At 71.4% G+C, this 21,134-nt stretch carries 14 protein-coding genes, 2 rRNA genes and 1 pseudogene; 8 read left to right on the top strand and 9 right to left on the bottom strand.

Annotated features, from left to right (window positions below):
• Positions 1-66 precede the first annotated feature (66 nt).
• Positions 67-696 carry a TetR/AcrR family transcriptional regulator gene (locus KPF47_RS25585; protein WP_224391356.1) on the top strand — a complete coding sequence of 210 codons (630 nt, stop codon included), beginning with the start codon at positions 67-69 and terminating at the stop codon, positions 694-696.
• On the opposite strand, the gene KPF47_RS25580 is transcribed toward KPF47_RS25585, so the two are convergent.
• Together KPF47_RS25580 and KPF47_RS25575 are read right to left on the bottom strand one after the other, a co-directional pair.
• Positions 672-2,267 carry a hypothetical protein gene (locus KPF47_RS25580; RefSeq protein ID WP_224391355.1) on the bottom strand — a complete coding sequence of 532 codons (1,596 nt, stop codon included), beginning with the start codon at positions 2,265-2,267 and terminating at the stop codon, positions 672-674. The genes KPF47_RS25585 and KPF47_RS25580 overlap by 25 nt on opposite strands.
• Complete coding sequence (locus KPF47_RS25575) at positions 2,264-4,069, bottom strand: NAD(P)/FAD-dependent oxidoreductase (protein WP_224391354.1); 1,806 nt, start codon at positions 4,067-4,069, stop codon at positions 2,264-2,266. Before KPF47_RS25575 ends, KPF47_RS25580 begins: the two co-directional genes overlap by 4 nt.
• A gap of 165 nt (positions 4,070-4,234) precedes the next feature.
• On the opposite strand from KPF47_RS25575, the gene KPF47_RS25570 reads away from it, so the two are divergent.
• Positions 4,235-4,834, top strand: a complete 600-nt coding sequence (locus KPF47_RS25570; protein WP_224391353.1) for a TetR/AcrR family transcriptional regulator — start codon at positions 4,235-4,237, stop codon at positions 4,832-4,834.
• Entirely contained in the window at positions 4,831-6,255 is a 1,425-nt protein-coding gene (locus KPF47_RS25565; RefSeq protein ID WP_224391351.1) for a DHA2 family efflux MFS transporter permease subunit, read from the top strand. Before KPF47_RS25570 ends, KPF47_RS25565 begins: the two co-directional genes overlap by 4 nt.
• Here KPF47_RS25565 and KPF47_RS25560 read toward each other — a convergent pair.
• The 7 genes from KPF47_RS25560 to KPF47_RS25530 all read right to left on the bottom strand — a co-directional run bounded on the left by KPF47_RS25560 (position 6,248) and on the right by KPF47_RS25530 (position 14,030).
• Positions 6,248-6,835: a L,D-transpeptidase gene (locus KPF47_RS25560; RefSeq protein WP_224391349.1), complete on the bottom strand. Its 588-nt coding sequence runs from the start codon at positions 6,833-6,835 to the stop codon at positions 6,248-6,250. The genes KPF47_RS25565 and KPF47_RS25560 overlap by 8 nt on opposite strands.
• Before the next feature lie 115 nt (positions 6,836-6,950).
• Entirely contained in the window at positions 6,951-7,388 is a 438-nt protein-coding gene (locus KPF47_RS25555) for an MOSC domain-containing protein (protein WP_224391347.1), read from the bottom strand.
• Complete coding sequence (gene glmS / locus KPF47_RS25550) at positions 7,385-9,205, bottom strand: glutamine--fructose-6-phosphate transaminase (isomerizing) (protein ID WP_224391345.1); 1,821 nt, start codon at positions 9,203-9,205, stop codon at positions 7,385-7,387. The genes KPF47_RS25555 and glmS overlap by 4 nt, the downstream gene beginning before the upstream one ends.
• Before the next feature lie 21 nt (positions 9,206-9,226).
• The gene (locus tag KPF47_RS25545) at positions 9,227-9,484 is read right to left on the bottom strand and encodes a hypothetical protein (RefSeq protein ID WP_224391343.1); all 258 of its coding nucleotides are present in this window, start codon (positions 9,482-9,484) and stop codon (positions 9,227-9,229) included.
• Between the two features lie 91 nt (positions 9,485-9,575).
• Positions 9,576-11,462, bottom strand: a complete 1,887-nt coding sequence (locus KPF47_RS25540) for a maleylacetate reductase and hydroxyquinol 1,2-dioxygenase domain-containing protein (protein ID WP_224391341.1) — start codon at positions 11,460-11,462, stop codon at positions 9,576-9,578.
• Positions 11,459-13,222: an FAD-dependent monooxygenase gene (locus KPF47_RS25535; RefSeq protein WP_224391339.1), complete on the bottom strand. Its 1,764-nt coding sequence runs from the start codon at positions 13,220-13,222 to the stop codon at positions 11,459-11,461. The genes KPF47_RS25540 and KPF47_RS25535 overlap by 4 nt, the downstream gene beginning before the upstream one ends.
• Before the next feature lie 22 nt (positions 13,223-13,244).
• Entirely contained in the window at positions 13,245-14,030 is a 786-nt protein-coding gene (locus KPF47_RS25530; RefSeq protein WP_224391338.1) for a MerR family transcriptional regulator, read from the bottom strand.
• On the opposite strand from KPF47_RS25530, the pseudogene KPF47_RS39760 reads away from it, so the two are divergent.
• The 5 genes and pseudogenes from KPF47_RS39760 to KPF47_RS25510 all read left to right on the top strand — a co-directional run.
• Positions 13,987-14,889 (top strand): annotated as a pseudogene (locus tag KPF47_RS39760) (ferredoxin reductase); the annotation flags it as partial. The gene KPF47_RS25530 and the pseudogene KPF47_RS39760 overlap by 44 nt on opposite strands.
• A gap of 286 nt (positions 14,890-15,175) precedes the next feature.
• Complete coding sequence (locus tag KPF47_RS39755) at positions 15,176-15,331, top strand: hypothetical protein (protein ID WP_305080470.1); 156 nt, start codon at positions 15,176-15,178, stop codon at positions 15,329-15,331.
• Between the two features lie 27 nt (positions 15,332-15,358).
• The gene (locus tag KPF47_RS25520; protein ID WP_224391334.1) at positions 15,359-16,504 is read left to right on the top strand and encodes a fatty acid desaturase; all 1,146 of its coding nucleotides are present in this window, start codon (positions 15,359-15,361) and stop codon (positions 16,502-16,504) included.
• 513 nt (positions 16,505-17,017) lie between these two features.
• Positions 17,018-18,537: ribosomal RNA gene (locus KPF47_RS25515) — 16S ribosomal RNA — on the top strand.
• A gap of 331 nt (positions 18,538-18,868) precedes the next feature.
• Positions 18,869-21,134: ribosomal RNA gene (locus KPF47_RS25510) — 23S ribosomal RNA — on the top strand; the annotation flags it as partial.

Genomic DNA, 21,134 nt, shown 5'->3' with positions numbered 1-21,134 from the left:
GCCCGGCGAGCACTTCGGGGGTGCGGTGTGACGGAGGGGACGGCGGTCCGGCGCGGACGGCGGCCGATGAGCGACCGTCGTCGCACCCTGCAGCGCCTGGAGATCTCCCGGGCCGCGATCCGGCTGTTCCGCGAGGACGGCGTCGCCGCCACCGGCGGGGAGCAGATCGCCGAGGCGGTCGGGCTGTCGGCGCGCACGTTCTGGCGCTGGTTCCGCACCAAGGAGAGCTGCGTGGAGCCGGTGCTGAGCCTGGCCACCGACGCCTTCACCGCGAGCCTGGCCCGCTGGCCCGACGACACCCCGCTCGCCGAGCACCTCTCCCGGGACTACACCGAGCACCCCGACGCCGGCCCGGACGACGGTGACCTGGTCCTCGCCGTGATCCGGCTGAGCCGCTCCGAGCCCGCGCTGCGCGCGATCTGGCTGGTCGTGCAGGAACGGGCCGAGCCGGTCCTGGCCGGGATCCTCGCCGGCCGCTTCGGGCGCGACCCCGACGACGTCGCCGTCCGGGTGCAGGCCGCCGCGCTCAACGGCGCGCTGCGGGTCGCGACCGAGGACATCGCCGCCGCCACCGCCGACGGGCGTCGCCCGCCCGCCGCGCAGCTGCGCGAGCGGCTGTCGACTGCCGTCGACGCCGCGACCCACGGCGTCGACGGCGAACGCGGCCCCGGTCAGGGGCGGACGCGCAGCACGTAGCCCTCCCCGTTCACCGCCACGAGCACGGAGCCGTCACCGTCCGCGGCGACGCCGGCGAACGGTGCGGGCCGGGTGGCCGCGCCGCCGCGGCAGTCGGCAGGCACGTGCGGCGGGCGGACGTCGAAGGCCGGACCCGCCACCGCGACGCCGACCGACCGGGTGCGCGGGTCGATCCGCAGCAGCCGTCCCGCGGCGGTCTCGGCACACCACAGCACACCCCCGGCGACGGCGAGTCCCTCCGGCCGGTGCAGCCCCGCGGCGAGCACGGTGCCGGTCCCCGGGTCGGTGCCGCCGTCGGTCCCGCGGGTCAGCCGGACGACCTGCCCGCCTCCGGTCAGCGTCGCGTAGACCGTCCCGGCTTCGTCGACGGCGACGTCCACCGGCCCGTCGAGTCCGGAGGCCAGGACGGAGACGGCGCCCTCCCCGGTGAGGTGCAGGACCCGCCCGGCGCCGGTCTCGGCGACCAGTACGCCGTCGGGGACCGTCGCGACGCCGCTCGCCCCGGCCAGGCCCTCGGCCAGCGGCGTCCACGCACCGGGACGCCCGTGCCACACCCCGGTCCCGGTGGTCACGACCGTGCCGTCGCGGTGCCGGGCGATCCCCCGGACCCCGCCGCGGACCTCGGTGACGACGTCGCCCAGCACGGTGACCGTGCCGCCGCCCACCCGGGCCAGCGAGAAGTGGTCGGCGACGAGCGCGTCCACGCCGTCGGCGGTCACGCCCCAGGGGCCGCAGAGGCCGGGCGGCAGCACCGTGGTCGCCGTGCCGTCCGGCCCGACCCGGACCAGCCCGCCGTGGAAGGCGCCGGTGACCCAGGCCGAGCCGTCCGGGGTGAACACGACGTTGTCCGCACCGCCGACGCCGGTGTCGAGGGTGGCGGTGATCCGTCCGCCCTCGGCGGTACCGAGGGACCCGCGTCCGCCGTTGGACAGGATGCGCAACCGGCCCGCGGTGTCGAAGCGCACGGCGACCGGCCGGTCCAGCCCGGCCAGCAGGCGTTCGGGAGTGCCGCCGTCGGGGTCGACCCGCCACACCTCGCCGGAGAGTAGGTGCGGGTAGTACAGGAGCCCGTCCGGGCCGACCTCCATCGCGTTGCCGAGCGCGAGCCCGGTCGCGAGCACCCGCGGCGGCCCGCCGGTCGGGTCGATCTCCAGCAGCCGTCCGTCCGGGCACAGCTCGTTGACGAACAGCCGCCCGCGGTGCCACGCGATCCCGTCCGGTGCGGTGATCCCGTCGGCGACGACGGTCATCGCCCCGTCGGGGGCCCGGCGCCACACGAGCCCGGCGGGCAGGTCGACCACGAACAGCTCACCGCCGTCGCCGAGCACCAGGTCGTCGGGTGCGGTGAGCGGCCCGTCCGGCCCGAGCACGGTCTCGAGCCCGCCGGTCGCCGGGTCGAACGCGGACACCGTCCCGCCGAGGAACTGCGCGATCCAGAGCCGTCCGTCCGGGCCGGCGACGATCCCGTTGGACGCCCACAGCGGGTTCGGCGGGCACAGCGGCTCGGCCCGCAGCCCGGGTGCGGTCCGCAGGGGTCCCCGGTCCGGCCCCGCGGTCGGGCGCACGCTCACGGGGTGCCGCCGGAGAGCACGTCGTCCATCCCGCCGGCGCGCCAGTCGCGCAGGATCTCGTGGAACTCGACCGGACCGCCGCCGAACTGCTCGCTGCGCTTCCGCGGGCGGCCCTCGAAGTTGTAGTAGCCGGGCGTGCACCCGGCGAGGAAGTCGTGCTGGTCGCGGGCCCGCTCGCGGATCGTCGCGACCCACGCCGCCTCGGCCTCCGCGGTCGGCTCGACGACGCGGACCCCGCGCCGGTCGGCCTCGGCGCAGACCGCCGCGATGTGCCCGGCCTGCTCCTCCAGCACGTGCGCGAAGTTCGGTGACGCCGAGTTCTGCCCGGCCCCGACGTGGAACAGGTTGGGGAAGCCGCGGCTGACCCAGCCGTGCAGCGTGGACAGCCCGTCGGCCCAGTGCTCGGCGAGGGTGACACCGTCGCGGCCGCGGATGTCCGCCCCGGCCCGGGTGGCGGGGTCGGCTCCGAGCTCGAACCCGGTGGCGAACACGATCGCGTCCACCGGGTACTCGACGCCGCCGACGACCAGGCCGTCGCGGGTGATCCGCTCGACCCCCTGCCCGGCGGTGTCGAGCAGCGTCACGTCCGGCCGGTTGAAGGTCTGCAGGTAGGTGTCGCTGAAGGTCGGACGCTTGCACATCTGGCGGTACCAGGGCTTGAGCGCCGCGGCCGTCGCCGGGTCGGTGACGATCTCGTCGACCCGGGCCCGGATCTCGTCCATCTTCTCGGCGTCCGCGATCTCCAGCGCGGTGGCCGGGTCCTCGGTGCCCCGGGTCCGGGCGAGCCGCTGCGCGCCCCGGATCGGCGCGGTGTCGGTCCACCTGTCCGCGACGCCGTCGGGGCCGGACACGCCGTGCGGCGCCGGTCGCATGTCCATCAGGTGCAGGAAGTCCTCGCGACGGCGGCGCTGCCAGCCCGGGGTCAGGGCGCGCCACCATGCCTCGTCGTAGGGGGCGTCGTCGCGGGTGTCGACCGACGACGGCGTCCGCTGGACGACGTAGAGGTGCCGCGCGGCACCGGCCAGGTGCGGGACGCACTGGATCGCCGTCGCCCCGGTGCCGATCACGGCGACCGTGCGGTCGCCGATCCGGTCGAGCGGGCCGCCCCGCTCGTCGCCACCGGTCCAGCCGTAGTCCCACCTGCTGGTGTGGAAGGTGTGCCCGGCGAAGCCGGCGATGCCGGGGATCCCGGGGAGCTTGGGCCGGTTGAACGGCCCGGAGGAGATCACCACGAACCGGGCGGTGACCGCGTCGCCGCGGTCGGTGCCGACCTGCCAGGCCCGCGCGTCGTCGTCCCAGGCCAGTGAGGTGACCTCGGTGTGGAACAGGGCGTCGCGGTAGAGGTCGAAGCGCTCGCCGATCGCGCGGGCGTGCGCCCGGATCTCCGCGCCCGGCGGGTAGCGGCGGCTGGGCATCCCGCCGATCTCCTCCAGCAGCGGCAGGTAGATGCTGGACTCGATGTCGCAGGCGATGCCGGGGTAGCGGTTCCAGTACCAGGTCCCGCCGAGGTCCCCGGCGACGTCGACGACCCGGATCCGCTCGTGCCCGGCCTGCCGCAGCCGGGCCGCGGCGCCCAGACCGCCGAAGCCGCCGACGACCAGCACGTCCACCTCGTCGTCCACCGGGCCGCGCTCGCCGGGCCCGGACCACGGGTCGTCGGCGTAGGAGCCGAACTCGCCGGTCGAGGGCCGGTACTGGGCGGTGCCGTCCGGGCGCAGCCTGCGGTCGCGCTCGACGCGGTAGCGCTCCCGCAGCCGGTCCAGGTCGGCCGCGGTGGGGTCGGTGGTCCTGGTCGTCGTCACGCTGGTGGCTCCCTCGGTGTCGCACGGTCACCTGCCCCGTATCGTGGCACAAACTGCCAAAAAGGCACTGTGAGACGAGCGTCTCGTGGGCAGGGCCGCCCCGGCTCATTACTGTCAGGCAGTGACATGACGACACTCGACGACACCAGACGCGGGCGGGCGCCGATGAGCGACCGCCGGCGCGAGCTGCAGCGCCTCGAGATCTCCCGTGCGGCGGTGGCGCTGTTCCGGGAGCACGGCGTGCACGCCACCAGCGGCGAGCGGATCGCCGAGGAGGTCGGCCTGTCCGGCCGCACGCTGTGGCGCTGGTTCCGTACCAAGGAGAGCTGCGTCGAGCCGGTGCTCGCGCGCAGCATCGACGCCGTCGTCGCCACCCTGCGGCGCTGGCCGGCCGGGGTGGGCCTGGACGAGCACCTGCTCGCCGAGCACCGCCCGCCCGACGATCCGCGCGACGCCGCCGACGCCGCGCTGGCCGTCATCGCGCTGTCGCGCACCGAGCCCGGGCTGCGGGCGGTCTGGCTGGCGGTGCACGAGCGGGCCGAGCCGGTGCTGGCCGAGGTGATCGCCGCCCGCACCGGCCGCGACCCCGGCGACCTGGACGTCCGGGTGCACGCCGCCGCCGTCGCCGCCGCCCTGCGGATCAGCGGCGAGGACCTCGCCGTCGAGCTCGCCGCCGGCCTCCGGTGCGCCGACCCCGTCGACCGACTCGGCCGCGCCCTGCGCGCGGCCACCACGACCCTTCCCCGGGCAGGAGACCCCGCGTGACCACCACCCCGTCCCGTACCGACCCGGTACCGGCGAACCGGACCGGACCGCTGATCGCCGTCCTCGTCGGCGCCGCGTTCGTGATGATCCTCAACGAGACGGTGCTCAGCGTCGCGCTGCGTGACCTGAGCGTCGACCTCGGCGTCCCCGCCACCACCACCCAGTGGCTGACCAGCGGCTTCCTGCTGACGATGGCCGTGGTCATCCCCACCACGGGCTACCTGCTCGACCGCTTCACCCCGCGGCAGGTGTTCCTGGCCTCCCTGGGCCTGTTCGCCGTGGGGACCGCGATCGCCGGGTTCGCGCCCGGGTTCGCGGTACTGCTCGTCGGCCGCATCGTGCAGGCGGGCGGTACGGCGATGATGATCCCGCTGCTGATGACCACGATCCTGCGCCTGGTGCCCGCGGAGCGGCGCGGCGCGACGATGGGCACGATCACGATCGTCATCGCGGTCGCGCCGGCGGTCGGTCCGACCATCGGGGGCGCGATCCTGTCCGGTCTGGGCTGGCGCTGGATGTTCTGGCTGGTCCTGCCGCTGGCGGCGCTCGCGCTCGCGGCCGGGGCCCGGTGGCTGCGCATCGACGGGGGCGGTCGCTCGGTCCCGCTCGACGTGGTGTCGGTACTGCTGTCCGCCGTCGGGTTCGGCGGCCTGGTCTACGGACTGTCCTCGCTGGGCGGTCACGGCGGCGGGGGGCTCCCGCCGTGGGTGCCGGTCGTCGTCGGGCTGGTCGCGCTGACGGTGTTCGTGCTGCGCCAGCTGCGGCTGATGCGCGACGGCCGTGCGCTGCTGGACCTGCGCCCGTTCCGGCGCCGCCAGTTCGTCGTCGCCCTGGTGCTCACCGCGCTGGTGCTGCTGTCCCTGATCGGCGTCGCCGCGGTGCTGCTGCCGCTCTACCTGCAGACCGTGCTCGGCACCAGCACGCTGGTGTCCGGGCTCGTGGTGCTGCCCGGCGGGCTGCTGCTGGGGCTGCTCGGCCGCCCGGTCGGCGCGCTGTTCGACCGGGTCGGTGCCCGCCCGCTGGTGATCCCCGGCGCGGTGCTCATGGCGACCGGTCTGCTGCTGTTCTCCACCCTCGGTCCGGGGACGCCGCTCGGCGTCGTCGTGGGCTTCCACCTGGTGCTGATGGGCGGGCTGGCGCTGATGATGACGCCGTTGATGACCGAGGCGCTGGGGTCGCTGCCCGACGAGCTGTACTTCCACGGCAGCGCGATCCTCTCGACGCTGCAGCAGGTCGCGGGCGCGTTGGGGACGGCCCTGTTCGTCACCGTCGCCGCGCTGGGCTCCGCCGCCACCGGGGCCTCCCCGGACGCGGCCGGGCTGCACGCCGCGTTCGCCGTCGCGGGCGGGGTCGGTGTGCTGGCCGTCCTGCTGTCGCTGCTGGTCCGCCGCCGGACCGTGGCGGAGGCGCCGGTCAGCTGAGGGCGGCGCGGTGCTCGCGCTCGGTGGCGGCGCGGAGCACCTGCACCTTGTCCCCGACCCGGAGTCCGGCGAAGAACTCCTCCGCCGGCTCCGGGTCGAGCTTGACGCAGCCGGCCGAGGCGCGGTCCCGGTCGCCGCCGTGGAACGCGACGCCGCCGTCGGCGAAGAACACCGACCACGGCATCGGGGCGGGCTCTCCGTCGGGGGTGTCGAACTCGCCGCTGCGGTGGTCGGCGGACGTGCGGTACACCCGGAACGAGTGCCCGACCGGGGTCTCCTGGCCCGCCCCGCCGGACGCGACCGGGACCGGACCGTAGGACACGGTGCCGTCGGTGATCAGCCAGGCCCGCTGCGAGTCCAGGTCCACGCACGCCCGTGCCGACACCGAGCACGGCGTGCCGGGCACCGGCGACTCGGCGTGCGTCTGTCGCGCGACCCGGCTGCTCTCGCCCTCGGCGACGTCCGAGGCGGCGGTCGCGCCGGCGTCGGCCGCGGCGACCCCGGCGCTCGCGACCCCGGCCAGGACGACCAGCCCCGCCATCGTCGCCGCCGTCCTCCGGCGCCTGATCGGTTCCGTCACCGGTGCTCCCCGCTCGTCGACGTCCGTCCCCCTCTCCAACGCACGGACGGGGCTCCCGTGACGGTCCGCCCACATCGGTGTGTCACCGACGGGTGACGGCCGGTGACCGGACGGGTCACGTCCCGTCGGGCATGTGCACCGGGTCCCCGACGGCGATCGCGCCGGAGGTCAGCACGCGGCAGACCGCGCCGCCGCGGTCGTGCAGTGCGCGCTGCGCCCCCGGCCCGACGGCGGTCTCCATCACCCGGCACGGTGCGGCCTTCCGCACCACCTCCAGCTCGACGTCGCCGAGCCGCAGCCGGGTCCCGGGCGTCGTCGGGACGGTGCCGTGGTCGACGGTGACGGTGCGCCGGGTGCCGCCCGAGGGCACCGGGGCGCCGAGCGCGTCGGCCGCGGCGTCGAGCTCGTCGCGGCTCTGCACCGAGACGTGCCGGTGCCGGGTGCCGAAGTACCGGTCGCCGACGACACCGCTGCCCGCGACCACCTCCACCCGCTCGACGTCGTGGATCGGCGCACCCCGCTCGGCGGCGACGTGCAGCCCGAGGACCCTCACTCCACCGTCACCGACTTCGCGAGGTTGCGGGGCCGGTCGACGTCGCGGCCGAGCGCCACCGCGGTGTGCCGGGCCAGCAGCTGCAGGGGGATCCCGAGCAGGACCGGGGCCAGCTCCGGCTCGGTACGCGGCACCCGGAGCACGGCGTCGGCCAGCCCGGCGGGGAGGTCGGCGTCGGTCACCGCGATCACCGGCCCGCCCCGCGCCCGGATCTGCTCGATCGTGCCGACGTTCTTCGCGAGCAGCTCGTCGTCGGGCACCACGACGACGCTGGGCATGTCCGGGGTCACCAGCGCCAGCGGACCGTGCTTGAGCTCCGAGGCCGGGTAGGCCTCGGCGTGGCAGTAGGAGATCTCCTTGAGCTTCTGCGCGCCCTCCCGCGCGACCGGGCTGCACCGGGTGCGCCCGACGAAGAACATCGACCGCGCGTGTGCCCAGCGCCGAGCGACCGCGGCGACCGTGCCGTGGGCGGCGTCCTCGGCGAGCACGGCCTCGACGTGGCGGGGCAGCGCCGCCAGGCCGTCGAGGAGCCGCCTGCCGTCGGCCACCGAGAGGTCGCGGACCCGGCCCAGCAGCACCGCGAGCATCGCGAACGACACGCTCATCGTGGTGACGGCCTTGGTCGAGGCGACCGACACCTCCGGCCCGGAGTGCAGGAACACCCCCGCGCCGCACTCGCGGGAGATCGCCGAGCCGATCACGTTCACCGCACCGATCACCCGGCCGCCCTTGCGCCGCAGCTCCTGCACCGCGGCGAGGGTGTCCGCGGTCTCGCCGGACTGGCTGACCGCGACGTAGAGGCAGTCCGGGTCGACGACCGGGTTGCGGTGGCGGAACTCCCCGGCCGGTTCGGCCGTCGCCGGGATCCGGGCCAGCTGCTCGACCAGCCCGGCGCCGATCTCCCCGGCGTAGTAGGCCGACCCACAGCCCAGGAACAGCACCCGGCGGACCCCGCGCAGCTCGCGCGGGTCCATCCCCAGGCCGCCCAGGCGGGCGGTGGCGAACCGGGTGTCGAGCCGCCCGGCCAGCGCGCGGCGCAGGGCGTCGGGCTGCTCGGCGATCTCCTTGGCCAGGAAGTCCGGGTGGCCGCCGAGCGCGTAGTCCTCGGAACCGGTGTCGACGGTGGTCGGGCTGATGCGGGTCGAGCCCTCGATGCCGTCGGCGCGCACGGTGACGATCTCGCCGTCGTCGAGGAACACGACCTTCTGGGTGTGCCGCACCACCGCGGCCAGGTCCGAGGCGACGACCATCTCGCCGTCGCCGATCCCGAGCACGAACGGGCTGCCGTTGCGCGCGACGACGATCTCGTCGGGGGCGCGGGCGTCGAGCACCGCCAGTCCGTAGGTGCCCTCCACCCCGGCCAGCGCCGTGCGCACCGCGTCGGCGAGGGTCGCGGCCCCGCCGCCGAGGGCCTCGGCGACCAGGTGCGCGAGCGCCTCGGAGTCGGTGTCGCTGCGCAGCACCACACCGCGGGCGGTGAGCGCGGCGCGCAGCGCGTCGGCGTTCTCCACGATGCCGTTGTGCACGATCGCGACCCGGCCGGAGGTGTCGGTGTGCGGGTGCGCGTTCGCCTCGGTCGGCTCGCCGTGGGTGGCCCACCGGGTGTGCGCGACGCCCGACCGGCCCGGGGGAGGGGCGCCGTCCAGCAGTGCGCGCAGGTCCTCCACCCGTCCGGCGGTGCGCCGCACCGTCACCTTCCGGCGGTGCGCCACCGCCAGACCCGCCGAGTCGTACCCCCGGTACTCCAGGCGGGACAGCCCGTCGAGCAGCACACCCGCGGCCTCCCGCGGCCCCACGTATCCCACGATCCCGCACATGCGTGTTCCCCCGTCGTCCGCTCAGCCGTAGACGATCCGGCGCAGCCGCCGCTGGGAGACCTCACCCGGGGCGACCACCCGCGCGGCGAGCTCGGCCGCGATCCGCGGCCAGATCTCGTCGTTGCGCCGGTCGCGGGCCTGCAGCTCGCGGTGCCGGCGGCGGACGAACTCCTCGGTGGTCTCGCCGAAGTAGGCGACGACGTCGGCGACCACGCGGGCCGCCACGGGCTCGGCGAGCCCGGTGGTGGCGGCCACGTGCCGCACGAGATCCGGATCCACGGCGCCGATCCTGACCTCCCGCGAGGCGCAGGACCAGGATCCTGCCCGGAATCGGGCAGAGAACGGGCAGGATCGGCCGGGGTGGGTGGGGTCAGGCCTCGGGTGCGATCCGGAAGGTGAACTCCAGCAGCCGCCAGTCGCTCCCGGGGTCGGCGCCGTCGGGCATCGGACCACTGCGCGGGGCGAACTCCACGACCAGGTCCTGCTTCACCCCGAACACGGTGTCGGAGTCGAGGTGCTCCCCACCGGCGACGAACAGCTGCGTGATCAGCTGCCGGTGCCCCGGCGCCTCGATGAGGAAGTGCAGGTGCGGGGCGCGGAAGGGGTGCCTCCCGGTGGCGTGCAGCATCTCCCCGACCGGTCCGTCGGCCGGGATCGGGTACGCCGCGGGCAGGATCGAGCGGAACCGGAGCCGACCGGCGTCGTCGGTGCGGAACCGGCCGCGCAGCACGGGCCCCTCGGTCTCGGGCAGCTGCAGGTCGTAGAAGCCGTCCTCGTCGGACTGCCAGATGTCGACGACGGCGCCGGCGACCGGGGTGTCCCCGGTGTCGGTGACGACCACGTCCACCCACAGCGGGGTGCCCGCCTTCCCGGCCGAGACGTCGGTGCCCTGGTCGAGCTCGGGCGGGCCGTCGGTGTAGAAGGGCCCCAGCACCGCCGAGGACGTCGTGTCCGGGGTGCGGGAGTTGGTCAGCACGTCCACCACGCTGGACAGCCCGAGGGTGTCCGAGAGCAGCACGAACTCCTGGCGCCGCTCGTCGGTGACGTGCCCGGTGCGGGTGAGGAAGTCGATCGCGGCCTGCCACTCGTCCTGGGTCAGGTCGTGGGTGCGGGCGTAGCCGTGCAGCGTGGCGGCGAGCCCGGCCAGCAGCGTGCGGAGCCGCTCGTCGGGACCCCCGAACGACGCGGTGACCTGAGCGGTCAGCGCGTCCAGGGTGGCGCGCACCGCGTCGCCGGGACGCTCCCCGGCCCAGGCCCGCCCGAGCAGGGCCCGCACGCCGTCCCGGGTGACCGGCACCGGGTTCGGGCACGGCCGGGCGACGGCCTGCTCGGCGAGCCGGTCCAGGTCGGCCTCGTCGACGCCGAGCGCGGCCAGCGACGTCGGCCCGCCCGCGGCGGCGACCAGGTCGTGGACCGTCCCGGCCGGGTCCGGCCCGAGCGCCTCGGCGATCCGCGGTGCGGCCGCGGCGTTGTAGGCGATCACGTGCGGCAGCAGCACCGCGTGGGTCGGCGCGTGCGGCAGGTCCAGCGAACCGCCGACGGTGTGGGCGAGCTTGTGCTGCAACGCCATCCCGGCCCGGTCCAGGCACGTCCCGGCCAGCCACGCACCGCGCAGCAGGGCGTCCGGATCGCCGTCGCGCAGCCCCGCGGTGAGCAGCCGCACCGACTCCAGGGCGGCGGCGTCGGTCAGCGGGTCGCGGTCGACGCTCCACAGCGCCTCGACGGCGTGGGCCAGCGCGTTGACCGCGCTCGGCACGCCCACCGGCGCCGGCAGGTCCGCGACCAGCGTCGTGTCGTAGACGACGGTCTCCGGGCGGATCGCCGGGTCGGTCCTGGTGGTCTTCTGCCCGGGGGTGTCCACGCCGAGCTCGCCGAGCACCGCGGTGCACTCCGAACCCGAGTACGTGGTGGGCACGACGACCTGGTCCGCACCGGTCCGCACCGCCAGGGCCTTGGACGGCCCGATCTGCGAGCCGCCGCCGATCGCGACGACGCAGTCCGCCCCGGCCGCGGTGAACGCCGCCAGCGCCTGCTCGGTCACGGTGACCGGGGTGTGCACGGCGGCCTCGTCGAACCGGCCGACGAGCAGTGAGCCGAGCGCGGTCCGCGCCCGGTCCGCCGCGCCCGCGGGGTGCCGGCCCGCGACGAGGAACACCCGCGAGCGCCCGAGCCGGGCCACCTCCGCGGCGAGGTCGTCGAGCGTCCCGGTGCCGAACACCACCCGCGCGGGCGAGGGGTCGTGGACGAAGCCGGTCATGCGGTCACCTCCGGGGTCCGGTCCAGGATGCGCCCCAGCACCCGGCGCAGCGCGTCCACGGGGTCGTCGGGGAGGGCGTCGGCGCGCCAGGCGACGTGGGCGTCCGGGCGGACGAGCACGCAGCCGTCCTCGCCGACCTCGCGCAGCCGGGCCCAGTCGTCGTAGACGTCGGTGACCTCACGGCCGGGGCCGATCACGTGGGCGGCCAGCTCGATCTCCAGCTCGGCCGCGACGGTCCGCGCGGCCGCGGCCCACGCCCCGCCCGCGATGCCGGTGAGCAGCGCGAACCGGCCCTTGCCGGTGAGGTCGTGGGTGGAGACGCGGTGCCCGTCGCGACCCAGCCAGCAGTGCGGCAGCCGCGCCCCCGGCCAGGTCGTCGGGTGGTAGTACAGCTCGGGGTCGCGGTCGTGGGCGGGCTCCGGGGTGTCGTCGGGCACCACCGCGCCGGACGCGTAGCGCTGTCCCATCTCGACGCCGTGCGCGTTGAACTCGTAGTCCTTGTGCTCCAGTGCCGCGCGCAGCGCCGCGCGGGTCGCGGCCCCGGCGGGGGTGTCGTCGGCGCGGGCGGCCATCGAGGCACGCATCGCCGCCGGGTCCGCGCCGGGCTCCAGCCCGAGCGCGGCGAAGATCGGGCCGAACTCCTCCACCGAGCGGTTGGCGCGGCGCACGATCTGCTCGCCGACGGGGGCGCGCTCGGCGTCGTAGGAGTCCAGCAGGCCCGGCCCGGCCTGGCCGCGCAGCACCATCGCGAGCTTCCAGCACAGGTTGTAGGAGTCCTGGATCGAGGTGTTGGACCCCAGCCCGTTCGACGGCGGGTGCCGATGCACGGCGTCGCCGGCGCAGAACACCCGACCGGACCGGTAGCGGGTGGCCCACTGCTCGTTGACTGTCCACACCGAGGTGGAGCGGATCGTCACCGGGACCGCGTCGTCGCCGATGAGGTCGTGCACGATCGCCGTGGCCGCCGCGTCGTCCAGCTCCGGCGGGGGCCCGGCGAGGTCGTAGCCCCAGATCGCCATCCAGCGCGTCCACGGCCGCACCATGCGCAGCACGCCCATCCCGATCCCGCCGACGTCGGCGCCGGGCTGCAGCACCCAGTACAGGACGCTCGGACGGTGCTCGACCAGTGCCGTGAGGTCGGCGTCGAACACGATGTTCATGCTGCCCGCGAGCTCGCCGCGGCCGGCGAGGGGCAGACCCGCGTCCCGGGCGACGGCGCTGCGCCCCCCGTCGGCGCCGATCAGGTAGCGGGCCCGGATCGTCAGCTCCGCCCCGGTGATCCGGTCCCGTGCGGTGACCGTGACGCCGTCCTCGTCCTGGACGTGGTGGAGGTACTCGGTGTCGAAGCGGACCCGGCTGCCGCGCTCGGCGGCACGCCCGACCAGGATCGGCTCCAGGATGTTCTGCGGAAGGTCGCAGTGCGACGACGGGCTCGCCAGGGTGTAGTCGGCGCGCCGGGCCGGGTGGGTGCCCCAGGTCCGCACCCGGCCGAGCTCGTCACCGGCCAGCGCGGTGCAGAAGACCGTCTCGCCCATCAGGTGCGACGGCGTCCCCTCGGCGACGACGTCGGCCTCCACGCCCTGGTCGCGCAGGATCTCCACGGTCCGCTGGTTGGTGATGTGCGCGCGCGGGGTGTCGGCCGTCCAGCGGTACTTGGTGATGACGAGATGGTCCACGCCGAGCCCGGCGAGGAACAGCGCGGCCGAGGAGCCCGCAGGCCCGCTGCCGATCACGAGGACGTCGGTCGTCACGGTGCTCACCCGGGGCATCATCGTTGAAGAGTCAACGATCGTCCAGGTCCGTCGTCCGGATCCCCATGGCGCGCCCGGCCTCGGGGGAGATGTCGTCGGAGATCCGGGTGATGAAGGCGTCCATCACGTCCTGCATCCGCGACCGGAACGACGACAGCAGTGCCAGCGTGGCGACGGGCTGCAGCTGCTCCACCGTCTGCTGGATCCGGGGCGCGTCCCCGGCGGGCAGACCGGCGTCGACGTAGTCGTCCCACACCTGCCGGGCGAACAGCTCGACGAACATCTCGGCGACGGCGCCGGTGTGGTCGTCGAGCCGTCGGCGCAGCCCGACCAGGGCGGCGGGCGGGATTCCCAGCCGCACGGCCTCGGCCGCGGCCCGGGCGAGGTCCGGCGCCAGGATGCGCAGCCGCCCGGGGCCCGCCGCCTCGACGACGCCCGCCTCGTCCAGGTGCCGGAGCAGCTCGTGTGCGGACACCGCGGCCGGGGTGAGGCCGAGACGGCCGGGGAGCTCGGCCTCGTCGACCTCGACGGGCTCCTCCGGCTGCCACGGGGCGAGCATCCCGCGGTAGAGCCGTAGCGCGTCCTCGGCCGTCCGTTCGGTGTCCTGGGCGACGAGCACCTCGATCGCCCCCAGCGAGAAGCCGCGTCGCCGGAGCCCGTTGACCAGGTCGAGCCGGTCGAGGTGGTCGCCGGTGTAGCGGGCGGCCCGACCCGCGCGGCCGGCCGGGGGGAGCAGTCCGCGCGTGATGTAGGTGCGCACCGTCCGCACGGTCATGCCCGCCCGGCGGGCCAGCTCCTCGATCGGGAAGTCCGCCATCCAGCCGATCCTAGGGAGTCGATCTCGACATGGTCTTCGGGAGAATCGATGTAACGTTCCCACAGGTCGGGCTGCGATGCCGTCGTCGCTGGTGACGAGGTGGTCGCCGTCCCAACTTGCCGCCGTCACCGAGATCGGGTCCGATGGTGCCCGACCCCGACGACGAGGTGGGCCCATGACCGACGCCGTACTGCCGAAAGGGCTGCGCCGCGCACGGAAAGCGGCCGCCCGTTTCACCACGCCCCTGCTGCCCGATGACTACCTGCTGCTGCTGAACCCGCTGTGGTCGGTGCGGGAGCTGCGCGGTCGGGTGGTGAAGGTCGTGGCCGAGACCGCCGACGCCGCCACGCTGGTCATCCGGCCCGGTCTGGGCTGGTCGTTCGACCACCGTGCCGGTCAGTACGTCGGCATCGGTGTCGAGGTCGAGGGTCGCTTCCACTGGCGCTCCTACTCCCTGACCTCCGAGCCGCGCCGCGACCGCAGGCACATCTCGATCACCGTCAAGGCGATGCCGGAGGGCTTCCTGTCCCGCCACCTGGTCGACGGCGTCGGGCCCGGCACGGTCGTGCGTCTCGCGCTCCCCCAGGGTGAGTTCGTGCTGCCCGACCCGCCGCCGCAGCGCCTGCTCTTCCTCACCGCGGGCAGCGGCATCACCCCGATCATGGCGATGCTGCGCACCCTGGACCGGCGCGACACCGTGCCCGACGTGGTGCTGGTGCACTCGGCCCCGCGCGACGGCGACGTCATCTTCGCCGCCGAGCTCGAGGAGCTGTCCGCACGGCACCCGTCGCTGCGGGTGCAGCTGCACCTGACCGGGCAGCGCGGCAGGCTGACTCCGGCCGGGCTGGCGGAGCACTGCCCGGACTGGGCCGAGCGCAGCACGTGGGCGTGCGGCCCGGAGGCGATGCTCGACGAGGCCGAGGAGCTGTGGGAGTCCGCGGGCCGGGGCGGGGCGCTGCACGTCGAGCGGTTCTCCGCGTCGCTGCGCGGGGGAGAGGCCGAGGGCGGCACGGTCACCTTCGTCCGCCGCGGCTCGCCCGCCACCTCCGACGGCGACGGCGACGCCACGGTCGAGATCGACGGCGCCACCACCCTGCTCGACGCGGGGGGAGCAGGCCGGCCTCGACCTGCCCTACGGCTGCCGGATGGGCATCTGCCACACCTGCACCGTCGGCCTGCGGTCCGGCTCGGTGCGCGACCTGCGGGACGGCACCGAACGCCGTGGCGACCCCGACACCCCCGCCGAGAAGATCCAGACCTGCATCACCGCCGCCGCCGGCGACTGCGTGCTCGAGATCTGACCCGACCACCACCGAAGGAGGACCGTCGTGGCCATCTCCGACGTGAAGGAGTTCGCCCACCTCACCGAGGCCGACGTGGAGGCGATCGGGCAGGAGCTCGACGCGATCCGCGCCGACGTCGAGGAGCGTCGCGGCCAGCACGACGCCGACTACATCCGCACCATGATCACCTGGCAGCGGCGGCTCAACGTCGCCGCCCGGGTGACGCTGTTCGGCAGCCGGATCCCACCGCTGTGGCTCGCCGGCACCGCCATGCTCTCGGTCGCGAAGATCCTCGAGAACATGGAGATCGGGCACAACGTCATGCACGGCCAGTGGGACTGGATGAACGATCCGGAGATCCACTCGTCGACGTGGGAGTGGGACAACGTCTGCCCGGCCGAGCAGTGGCGGCACTCGCACAACTACCTGCATCACACGTACACGAACGTGATCGGGAAGGACAAGGACGTCGGCTACGAGATCCTCCGGGTCCGTGCCGACCAGCCCTGGCACCCCGCCTACCTGGGGCAGCCGATCTGGAACGTGCTGCTGATGCTGCTGTTCGAACACGGGGTGTCCCTGCACGACCTCGACGTCGACGGCCTGCTGAAGATGCAGGTCGAGGATCCCGAGGAGCTCCGCCGCAAGCTGCTCGACGTCGGCCGCAAGCACGCTCGGCAGATGCGCAAGGACTTCGTGCTGTTCCCGCTGCTCACCGGCCCCGCGGCGGTCTCGCCGCTGACCGCGAACGCCACCGCGAACGTCGTCCGCAACATCTGGTCCTACGCGATCATCTTCTGCGGGCACTTCCCGGACGGGGCCGAGGTCTTCACCGAGGAGGAGCTGGACGGGGAGACCCGCGGCGAGTGGTACCTGCGGCAGCTGCTCGGGTCGGCCAACTTCACCGGTAACCGCCTGATGCACGTCATGTCCGGCAGCCTCGGCTACCAGATCGAGCACCACCTGTTCCCGGACCTGCCGTCGAACCGGTACCCGGAGATCGCGGTGAAGGTCCGGGCGCTCTGCGAGAAGTACGACCTGCCCTACACGACCGGGCCGTTCCCGCGGCAGTTCTGGCAGGCGACCCGCTCGATCTGGCGGCTGTCGTTGCCGGCGCGCGGGATCCGCGAGTCCGAGCACCGCCGTGAGCGCCGAGGGCTGCTGCGCCGACCGGCCGCCCGCGCGGCCTGAGCCACCGCGATCGCGGCCGCCGTTGCGCGGCGGCCGCGAGCGTGCCCGCCGGGTCAGGACGACCGAGGGGGCTCGGTCGGCGTGGGGTACCCCCGGCGACGAGCAGCCGGACCCGCGGCGGCTGCGTCGTCCCGGCCGCCGACATGGGGGCTGACCTGCGACGATGCCGAAAACCGACCCCCCTGTGAACGGCGCCCGACGGGCCGTGTAACTTTCTCTCTGTCAGCGAGTGAGCCGGACAGAACGGGCCTGGGAGGCCCGGTCAACAGGCCCCGCGGACATGACCCCCGGTGGTTCGCCGAGTTTCTCGGTGTGATTGTCTTGGTGGGTCGAGATGATCCGTCTTCAGGATCCTGCTCCTTGTGTGGGGGTGGGTGAGTGCGGTGCGGGGGTCTTTTGAGAACTCAACAGTGTGTCGAGCTATTTTTATTCGGTTTGGCGTTTTGTGCCAAATTGTGGTTGCAGCATTCGACCCCGTCGGGTGTTGTGGCCAGTTGTTTGTTTGTCAGGGTTTTGTTGGAGAGTTTGATCCTGGCTCAGGACGAACGCTGGCGGCGTGCTTAACACATGCAAGTCGAGCGGTAAGGCCCTTTCGGGGGTACACGAGCGGCGAACGGGTGAGTAACACGTGGGTGACCTGCCCTCCACTCTGGGATAAGCCCGGGAAACTGGGTCTAATACCGGATAGGACCATTGATCGCATGGTTGGTGGTGGAAAGTTTTTTCGGTGGGGGATGGGCCTGCGGCCTATCAGCTTGTTGGTGGGGTGATGGCCTACCAAGGCGGTGACGGGTAGCCGGCCTGAGAGGGCGACCGGCCACACTGGGACTGAGACACGGCCCAGACTCCTACGGGAGGCAGCAGTGGGGAATATTGCGCAATGGGCGGAAGCCTGACGCAGCGACGCCGCGTGGGGGATGACGGCCTTCGGGTTGTAAACCTCTTTCGCCAGGGACGAAGAGCAATTGACGGTACCTGGAGAAGAAGCACCGGCCAACTACGTGCCAGCAGCCGCGGTAACACGTAGGGTGCGAGCGTTGTCCGGAATTATTGGGCGTAAAGAGCTCGTAGGCGGTGTGTCGCGTCGGCCGTGAAAACTTGGGGCTTAACTCTGAGCGTGCGGTCGATACGGGCATCACTTGAGTTCGGCAGGGGAGACTGGAATTCCTGGTGTAGCGGTGAAATGCGCAGATATCAGGAGGAACACCGGTGGCGAAGGCGGGTCTCTGGGCCGATACTGACGCTGAGGAGCGAAAGCGTGGGGAGCGAACAGGATTAGATACCCTGGTAGTCCACGCCGTAAACGTTGGGCGCTAGGTGTGGGGACCATTCCACGGTTTCTGTGCCGCAGCTAACGCATTAAGCGCCCCGCCTGGGGAGTACGGCCGCAAGGCTAAAACTCAAAGGAATTGACGGGGGCCCGCACAAGCGGCGGAGCATGTGGATTAATTCGATGCAACGCGAAGAACCTTACCTGGGTTTGACATGCACCAGACATCCCTAGAGATAGGGCTTCCCTTGTGGTTGGTGTGCAGGTGGTGCATGGCTGTCGTCAGCTCGTGTCGTGAGATGTTGGGTTAAGTCCCGCAACGAGCGCAACCCTTGTTCCATGTTGCCAGCACGTAATGGTGGGGACTCATGGGAGACTGCCGGGGTCAACTCGGAGGAAGGTGGGGATGACGTCAAGTCATCATGCCCCTTATGTCCAGGGCTTCACACATGCTACAATGGCTCATACAGAGGGCTGCGAGACCGTGAGGTGGAGCGAATCCCTTAAAGTGAGTCTCAGTTCGGATCGGGGTCTGCAACTCGACCCCGTGAAGTTGGAGTCGCTAGTAATCGCAGATCAGCAACGCTGCGGTGAATACGTTCCCGGGCCTTGTACACACCGCCCGTCACGTCACGAAAGTTGGTAACACCCGAAGCCGGCGGCCCAACCCTTGTGGAGGGAGCTGTCGAAGGTGGGACTGGCGATTGGGACGAAGTCGTAACAAGGTAGCCGTACCGGAAGGTGCGGCTGGATCACCTCCTTTCTAAGGAGTCCCATCATGTGATGGGGCACCACAATACTCTGTGAGTTCTGCTCATAAGGTGTCTGTGGTTCCTTCATTGAATCGCATTTGCGGCCCCGTTCGTGGGTCGGGTGCGTTGGGTGGAACGCAGGTCGTCGGACCGTTTGGCTTGGCACACTGTTGGGTCCTGAGGGGACACCCCGAGGTTCTTCGGAGCTGTGGGTTGTTTTCTTTGGCCGCTCAGGTTGAGGGTTGTCCTAACGCCCCGGTTGGTTCCGGGTGTGGTGGCTTCTTCTTGGTCTGGTGTGGTTGTGGGTTGAGTGTTGCATAGTGGATGCGAGCATCTTGTTGTGGTCAAGTTGTTAAGAGCACATGGTGGATGCCTGGGCATCAGGAGCCGATGAAGGACGTGGGAGGCCGCGATAGGCCTCGGGGAGCTGTCAACCGAGCTGTGATCCGAGGGTGTCCGAATGGGGAAACCCAGCGCCCGTCATGGGGCGTTACCCGTACCTGAATTCATAGGGTGCGTGGAGGGAACGTGGGGAAGTGAAACATCTCAGTACCCACAGGAAGAGAAAACAATAGTGATTCCGTGAGTAGTGGCGAGCGAAAGCGGAAGAGGCTAAACCGTGTCCGTGTCAAGCCGGCAGGTGTTGCGGGTGCGGGGTTGTGAGACGTGTCGTTCATCTTCTGCCGAGGATGGGACAGCAAGAGCCGGTGTTAGCGGAACGACTCTGGGATGGTCGGCCGTAGTGGGTGATAGCCCCGTACGCGAAAATGTCTGGTTCTGTTGTGGGCGTGTTCTCGAGTAGCAGCGAGCCCGTGAAATTCGCTGTGAATCTGGCGGGACCACCCGTCAAGCCTAAATACTACCTGATGACCGATAGCGGACAAGTACCGTGAGGGAAAGGTGAAAAGTACCCCGGGAGGGGAGTGAAATAGTACCTGAAACCGTGTGCTTACAAGCCGTCAGAGCCTTGAGTCTTCGGACGGGGTGATGGCGTGCCTTTTGAAGAATGAGCCTGCGAGTTATGCTTCGTGGCGAGGTTAACCTGTGTGGGGTAGCCGTAGCGAAAGCGAGTCCGAATAGGGCGTTGTAGTCGCGGGGTGTAGACCCGAAGCGGAGTGATCTACCCATGGCCAGGGTGAAGCGTCGGTAAGACGTCGTGGAGGCCCGAACCCACCAGGGTTGAAAACCTGGGGGATGAGCTGTGGGTAGGGGTGAAAGGCCAATCAAACTTCGTGATAGCTGGTTCTCCCCGAAATGCATTTAGGTGCAGCGTCGTGTGTTTCTTACCGGAGGTAGAGCACTGGATGGCCTAGGGGGCCGACAAGCTTACCGAAGTCAGCCAAACTCCGAATGCCGGTGAGTGAGAGCGCGGCAGTGAGACTGCGGGGGATAAGCTTCGTGGTCGAGAGGGAAACAGCCCAGATCACCGGCTAAGGCCCCTAAGCGTGCGCTAAGTGGGAAAGGATGTGGGATCGCCCGGACAGCCAGGAGGTTGGCTTAGAAGCAGCCACCCTTGAAAGAGTGCGTAATAGCTCACTGGTCAAGTGGTCCTGCGCCGACAATGTAGCGGGGCTCAAGCGCACCGCCGAAGCCGTGGCAATGACACTGTTGTGTTGTTGGGTAGGGGAGCGTCCTGCATCTGGTGAAGCCCGGGAGTGATTTACGGGTGGAGGGTGTGGGAGTGAGAATGCAGGCATGAGTAGCGAATGCAGAGTGAGAATCTCTGCCGCCGGATGACCAAGGGTTCCTGGGCCAGGTTGTTCCGCCCAGGGTGAGCCGGGACCTAAGGCGAGGCCGTCAGGCGTAGTCGATGGACAACGGGTTGATATTCCCGTGCTCGTGATAGTGCGTCCATGCCGAGGCCGGTGATGCTAACCATCCGAACCCACCTTCGCTCCTTCGGGAGTGTTGTTTGTGGGGGAGCGTGGGATCCGATCTGGTAGTAGGTAAGTGATGGGGTGACGCAGGAGGGTAGCTCCGCCACGCGGTGGTTGTCGTGGTGTAAGCCTGTAGCCTGATTTCCTAGGTAAATCCGGGGGATCGTGAAGGGTGAGAGGTGATGCGTAGCCGATTGAGGCGAAGAGAGTGATCCCATGCTGTCGAGAAAAGCCTCTAGCGAGTGCTGTTGCGGCCCGTACCCCAAACCGACACAGGTGGTCAGGTAGAGAATACCGAGGCGATCGAGCGAACTGTGGTTAAGGAATTCGGCAAAATACCTCCGTAACTTCGGGAGAAGGAGGGCCGGTTGTCTTGAGGCTCCTTGCGGGCTAGGGACGGCCGGTCGCAGAGACCAGGCCCAAGCGACTGTTTACTAAAAACACAGGTCCGTGCGAAGTCGCAAGACGATGTATACGGACTGACGCCTGCCCGGTGCTGGAACGTTAAGAGGACCTGTTAGCTCCTTCGGGGTCGAAGCGGAGAATTTAAGCGCCAGTAAACGGCGGTGGTAACTATAACCATCCTAAGGTAGCGAAATTCCTTGTCGGGTAAGTTCCGACCTGCACGAATGGCGTAACGACTTGGGCGCTGTCTCGACCACAGACTCGGCGAAATTGCACTACGAGTAAAGATGCTCGTTACGCGCGGCAGGACGGAAAGACCCCGGGAC

Origin of the sequence: Pseudonocardia sp. ICBG1293, from assembly GCF_020131355.1 — a bacterium.
GTDB lineage: Bacteria > Actinomycetota > Actinomycetes > Mycobacteriales > Pseudonocardiaceae > Pseudonocardia.
Note: the sequence above shows the minus strand (reverse complement) of the source record. Positions and strands in the feature narration are given on the sequence as shown.

Coding starts and splice junctions, on each gene's coding strand:
- KPF47_RS25585 (WP_224391356.1), top strand. CDS start 67: ATGAGCGACCGTCGTCGCACCCTGCAGCGCCTGGAGATCTCCCGGGCC.
- KPF47_RS25570 (WP_224391353.1), top strand. CDS start 4,235: ATGAGCGACCGCCGGCGCGAGCTGCAGCGCCTCGAGATCTCCCGTGCG.
- glmS (WP_224391345.1), bottom strand. CDS start 9,205: ATGTGCGGGATCGTGGGATACGTGGGGCCGCGGGAGGCCGCGGGTGTG.
- KPF47_RS25540 (WP_224391341.1), bottom strand. CDS start 11,462: ATGACCGGCTTCGTCCACGACCCCTCGCCCGCGCGGGTGGTGTTCGGC.
- KPF47_RS25530 (WP_224391338.1), bottom strand. CDS start 14,030: ATGGCGGACTTCCCGATCGAGGAGCTGGCCCGCCGGGCGGGCATGACC.
- KPF47_RS39755 (WP_305080470.1), top strand. CDS start 15,176: ATGGGCATCTGCCACACCTGCACCGTCGGCCTGCGGTCCGGCTCGGTG.